The organism is Phyllobacterium sp. P5_D12, assembly GCF_054049495.1.
On sequence record NZ_JBFUMG010000337.1, the window covers coordinates 1 to 4,983 of the forward strand.

The 4,983-nt window shown below is 56.2% G+C and carries 7 protein-coding genes; 2 read left to right on the forward strand and 5 right to left on the reverse strand.

The annotated features are described in order from the left end of the window. On the forward strand, nucleotides 1-248 hold a 248-nt coding region (locus tag ACXJ5O_RS18715), incomplete at its 5' end, for a F0F1 ATP synthase subunit B family protein (RefSeq protein WP_457301210.1). A gap of 349 nt (nucleotides 249-597) precedes the next feature. Here ACXJ5O_RS18715 and ACXJ5O_RS18720 read toward each other — a convergent pair. Together ACXJ5O_RS18720 and ACXJ5O_RS18725 are read right to left on the reverse strand one after the other, a co-directional pair. Further along, on the reverse strand, nucleotides 598-1,257 hold the full coding sequence (locus ACXJ5O_RS18720) for a ribonuclease HII (RefSeq protein WP_457301211.1): 660 nt from the start codon (nucleotides 1,255-1,257) through the stop codon (nucleotides 598-600). Nucleotides 1,258-1,418: 161 nt separating this feature from the next. Next, nucleotides 1,419-2,570 carry a PA0069 family radical SAM protein gene (locus tag ACXJ5O_RS18725; RefSeq protein WP_457301212.1) on the reverse strand — a complete coding sequence of 384 codons (1,152 nt, stop codon included), beginning with the start codon at nucleotides 2,568-2,570 and terminating at the stop codon, nucleotides 1,419-1,421. 115 nt (nucleotides 2,571-2,685) lie between these two features. Between ACXJ5O_RS18725 and ACXJ5O_RS18730 the strand changes: the two genes are divergently transcribed. Then, a complete protein-coding gene (locus tag ACXJ5O_RS18730) occupies nucleotides 2,686-3,234 on the forward strand; it encodes a glycosyl transferase family 2 (RefSeq protein ID WP_457301213.1) in 549 nt (182 codons plus the stop codon). Here the strand turns inward: ACXJ5O_RS18730 and moaB are convergent. The 3 genes from moaB to ACXJ5O_RS18745 are packed head-to-tail and all read right to left on the reverse strand — an operon-like array spanning nucleotide 3,231 to nucleotide 4,855. After that, complete coding sequence (moaB, locus tag ACXJ5O_RS18735; protein WP_457301214.1) at nucleotides 3,231-3,782, reverse strand: molybdenum cofactor biosynthesis protein B; 552 nt, start codon at nucleotides 3,780-3,782, stop codon at nucleotides 3,231-3,233. The genes ACXJ5O_RS18730 and moaB overlap by 4 nt on opposite strands. A 2-nt stretch (nucleotides 3,783-3,784) precedes the next feature. After that, nucleotides 3,785-4,663 carry a 4-(cytidine 5'-diphospho)-2-C-methyl-D-erythritol kinase gene (locus ACXJ5O_RS18740; protein WP_457301215.1) on the reverse strand — a complete coding sequence of 293 codons (879 nt, stop codon included), beginning with the start codon at nucleotides 4,661-4,663 and terminating at the stop codon, nucleotides 3,785-3,787. Between the two features lie 6 nt (nucleotides 4,664-4,669). Next, a complete protein-coding gene (locus ACXJ5O_RS18745) occupies nucleotides 4,670-4,855 on the reverse strand; it encodes a hypothetical protein (RefSeq protein WP_112525800.1) in 186 nt (61 codons plus the stop codon). Nucleotides 4,856-4,983 lie beyond the last annotated feature (128 nt).

Here is a 4,983-nt window from a genome sequence, read left to right on the forward strand (position 1 = left end):
AACGTGAAGCGCATGGCCTTCTCGAGGAAGCCAAACAGAAGACCGAAGAATACGTGACACGCCGCAAGAAGCTCGCCGAGCAGAAGATCGCTCAGGCCGAGACTGAGGCCGTCAACGAAGTTCGGGCGTCGGCCGTCGATATCGCTGTCGCAGCCGCCAGCCACATTCTTGGCAAGAAGGTGGACGCCAAGACATCGGCTGACTTCTTCAAGTCATCGCTGACTGAGGTAAAATCCCGCCTCAACTAAAGCAAGAACGGGAATTTAGAACGTTCACGAAGCCGCCGAAAGGCGGCTTTCTTTTTAATTCTCACTTTGATCTGAATCCGGCAGATGTTTTACGCAGGAATCCTTGAATCTCGCACAAGAGTTCGCGATTCCGGTGCAAGAAAGTGCGAATCTGGCGCAAGAATTTCAACCCATGAGTGAAATTGGGTGGTGCCAAGTTGAAATACGAAGGTCTGTTGAGATTCATGTCAGGGCGAGGCGAAAACGGTGGTTTTCGAGCATCGGAGCGCAGCGTACATTTTGGTACGTGAGCACCGGAGCGCAGAAGAACGCCGTTTGCAGGCCGCCATGGCGTGAATGCCAACAGACCTTAGGCCTGGCGCTCTTTCAGCGGCGAGAAACTGAAGCGGTGCAGGCCGACCACCGGACCATGCGCCTCCATGGCATTGCGGTGGTACTCCGTCCCATATCCGGCGTGCATTTCCAGACCATAAAGCGGAAAGTATTTGCCGGTCTGCGCCATCATCCGGTCGCGAGTCACCTTGGCGAGGATGGAGGCCGCCGCGATCGATACGGAACGCTGGTCGCCCTTGATCAGCGCCGTCGCCGGGCAGGGAAGCCCGGGGGCCACGTCGCGCCCGTCTATGAGCGCATGACCCGGCAGGATTGCCAGACCGCACACAGCCCGGCGCATAGCCTGGAGTGCGGCTTTCAGAATATCGGTTGCATCGATCACCGGCGCAGAAATGCTTGAAACGGCGCAAGCAAGTGCTGTTTCCGTAATAATATCAAAAAGTTCCTCGCGGCGCTGCGCTGTCAGCCGTTTCGAATCGTCAAGGCCTTTTGGTATTTTCTTCGGATTCAAAATGACCGCGGCCGCTACCACTGGTCCCGCCAGCGGACCGCGCCCGGCCTCGTCTATACCGGCGATAAGCTCAATCCCGCTGCGCATAAGTTTCCGCTCGCTGGCAAAGTCCGGTTTGCCAGGTTCGATAGGAAGAAGCAGAGAATCAGAACGCGATCGAGCCATGTTGCGACGAGCCTCGCATTCGCTCTGATTCTCTGCAAGCCCTGGGTAGCTGATGGGGTGGGCTACCCAAGGTCACGTCAGGCTAGAGGGGGCATGCCTGACGGAAGTAACTTATTGATTTTGCTGATAATCATCCCAAAATCGTCATAACGCGTTAAAACCTATAGTAGTGACAATTGTTCGCTTCCGGGTGTGGCCTCGAACAAATCCGTCCGCAGCCGGCGCTTGTCCACATTGATGCCAAGCCGCTTGGCAGCTATTTCAAATCGCCTGCCGATCTGCCAGGCATAGGGTCCTTCACCGCGCATGCGTTTACCCCATTCCGCATCGTAATCCTTGCCACCTCGCATTGATCGGACAAGTGAAAGAACGTGGCGGTAGCGATCCGGATAGTTGCGTAGCAGCCAGTCTTTGAAGATCGGGCTGACCTCCAGTGGCAGGCGCAAAAGCACATAACCAGCCTCCCTGGCGCCCATGGCGTTGGCACTGTCGAGAATACGTTCGATCTCATGATCATTGAGGCCGGGAATGATCGGTGCAACCATCACGCTCACCGGAATACCGGCATCCGAGAGACTGCGAAGCGCTTGCAAGCGCCTTGTCGGGGTCGAGGCGCGAGGCTCCATCGTACGTGCAAGCTTGCCATCGAGTGACGTCACCGAAAGCGCAACCTTGGCGAGGCCTTTCTCGGCCATGCGTGCAAGAATGTCCTGATCTCGCACAACCAACGCGGATTTCGTAACGATTCCAACAGGATGTTGATGCGCCTCCAGCACCTGCAAGATGTCCCGCATGATGCGCCATTTCTTTTCCACAGGCTGATAGGGATCAGTGTTCGTGCCGATCGCAATCGTCTTTGCCGTATAGCCGGGCTTGGACAATTCCTTGTCCAGCATCTTCGCCGCATCGGGCTTGGCAAACAGCTTGGATTCAAAATCCAACCCTGCCGAAAGACCCATATAGGTGTGTGTAGGGCGGGCGAAACAATAGATGCACCCGTGCTCGCATCCGCGATAGGGATTGATCGAACGGTCGAAACTGATATCCGGCGAGTCGTTGCGGGTAATGATCGTGCGCGGTTTTTCCACCTGCACTTCGGTCTTGAAAGGCGGCAAATCCTCGATGGTTTCCCAGCCATCATCGTAGACATGGCGGGTCTCTGCTTCGAACCTGCCGGTTGGATTGATGCCGGCTCCGCGGCCGCGCCGCCGTTGATGGTCAACCCTCAGGCCAGCTTCCTCGATCAACGCATTCGCATGTTGTGCACGGCCCTGGCCAAAGGCAGCCTTGTCTGCTTGCACCACAATGTTCATTTGCCTTGTCTCCTTTGGCAGGGAGCGAAACGAGTCGCTCGTCATAGCCGCAACATGAATCTATTCCTAGCAAACTTTGAGAACAAAGCAAGAACAATCTTCGCCGAAAGGAGTGATGGAAATTCTTATAATAATACTATATTGGCTCCTGATGATTTCCGTCCTGATTGAAACCCAAAATTCGGATGAGGCTTTGGCGAGGACGCTTGGCGGACTGGTGGGCGGCGCCGTGGAAGGTATTTTGAGCGATGTGATCATTATCGATCAGGGCTCTGTCGACCAGACCCATCGCGTTGCCGATGCTGCCGGATGCATCTTTCTGCAGGACCAGACTTTAATCGATGGTTTCAGGCGGGCGCGTAGCGAATGGTTCCTGTTTCTCGAGCCTGGCGCGCGACTTCTGGACGGTTGGATGGAGCCCGCAGCAGTACATGTAGAGCGCATGCAAGGGCCTGCCTGCTTCACCCGATCGCACACTCATCGCAGGCCGTTTCTGAGCCGCGTATTCTCTCCGGGAAACCCGTTGGCTGATGGGTTGCTTATTTCGAAGCGCCAATCAATGGCATTGTTCAGTCCAGGAAAGAAGGCGGCCGATATTGCGCGCGGGCTTGCGATGAAACGGCTTCGGGCGGAGATTATTCCGGCCCCGTCAACGAAGACCTAGCCCTTGCCGCCGCGCGTCAGATGTTCATCCAGCCGCGGCATGATCTCGACGAAATTACACGGCATGTGCCGGTAGTCCAGCTGGTATTGCAGAATATTATCCCAAGCGTCCCTGCAGGCGCCGGGCGACCCGGGCAGAACGAAAACGAAGGTCGCATTGACGACGCCGCCGGTTGCCCGTGATTGAATCGTCGAAGTGCCGATCTTGTCATAGGAAATACGGTGGAACACTTCGGAAAAGCCGTCCATGCGCTTTTCGAAGATCGGCTCGAGCGCTTCCGGGGTCACATCGCGGCCCGTAAAACCTGTGCCGCCGGTGGTTATGATCACGTCGATTTGCGGGTCATTTGACCATAAAAGCACGCGATCCCGAATTTTCTCTGCGTCATCGGTGACGATGGTCCGCTCTGCCAATATATGGCCTGCGGAGAGTAGCCTCTCGGTCAGCGTGTTTCCGGATTTGTCATCTTCGAGCGTACGTGTATCGGAGACCGTCAGAACGGCGATCTTGACCGGCACGAACGGTCGTGTCTCATCGATCCGAGCCAAGCTCAACTCCTCTCCACGCCATTGTGTGTGGCAACAACGAACCAACCCGGCTGAGCCCGCTTGAGCGCCGCTGCCGCAGTTTCGGCCTCCTGGTCGCTGTCGTAAATTGCAAAACAGGTACTGCCGGAACCGGACATGCGCACCAGTCGAGGATCCGTGTTACGCAACGCCTTCATAACATCGCCGATTGCCGGAGTGAGCTTTTCAGCTGCCGAAGAGAGATGGTTGTCCGTCTTCCCGAGATAGAGGCAGACATCGTGCACGCTGGAGAGCCTGGGCAGCCCGTGAAGAGGCTGGTTGTCGCGGTTTACAAGCGCCGAAAAAACTTGAGGAGTTGAGGTTGATACACCACTATTGACGAGGACCATCGGCAAATGCGGAAAGTCGTCGATGCCTTCGATTTCCTCGCCGATGCCCCGTGCAATCAATGGCTGGCCATACAGGCACATTGGGACATCTGCGCCCAAGGTCAGGCCGATTGCAGCCAGTTCGTTCGTTTCGATGCCCCAGAGCGCTGTCAGCGCCCGCAAAGTTGCCGCGGCATCACTCGAACCGCCGCCAATACCGGAAGCGATCGGAAGGTGTTTTTCAAGATGAATGGCAACAGGAGCGGCCTTTTCGGGAAATCGGGCGCGCAGAGCATTCCTTGCCCTGAGTACGAGGTTGGTTTCGTCATCGGGCAAGCCGTGTCCAAAGGGACCGGACACTTCGAAGGTGTCGAATGGCGCCGGTTTTGCGCTCACCTTATCGCCGACATGCGCAAATACAACTATGCTGTCGAGCAGATGATAGCCGTCATCCCTGCGCCCGGTCACATGCAGGGCAAGATTGATCTTGGCCGGGGCGATCAAGCTGATCGTACGCTCTACACTGTCCAGCATTTGAAATCAGTCTTTGCGCAAACGGTATTCGCCCGTCTCGGGATCCTGCACCAATGTTCCTTGTGCACGATTCTGCACTTCTTTTTCCGCTTCGCGAACCCGCTCTGAAACGCGCTGCGCCTCTTTCTTGAACGAGCGATAGCCGTAAAAGGCAGCACAGCCGACCAGAGCGAAAAAGATCAATTGTGGCATCGTCCCAACCTCGAAAACCAGATGTTCTGAGTATTAATAGCACGCCACTGCGAGCTTGCCAAAATTCGCGGCGCTCAGATCATAGCCCAAATCGCGACCAAAGTGCCCGTTCCTCGGCAGCGCTGACC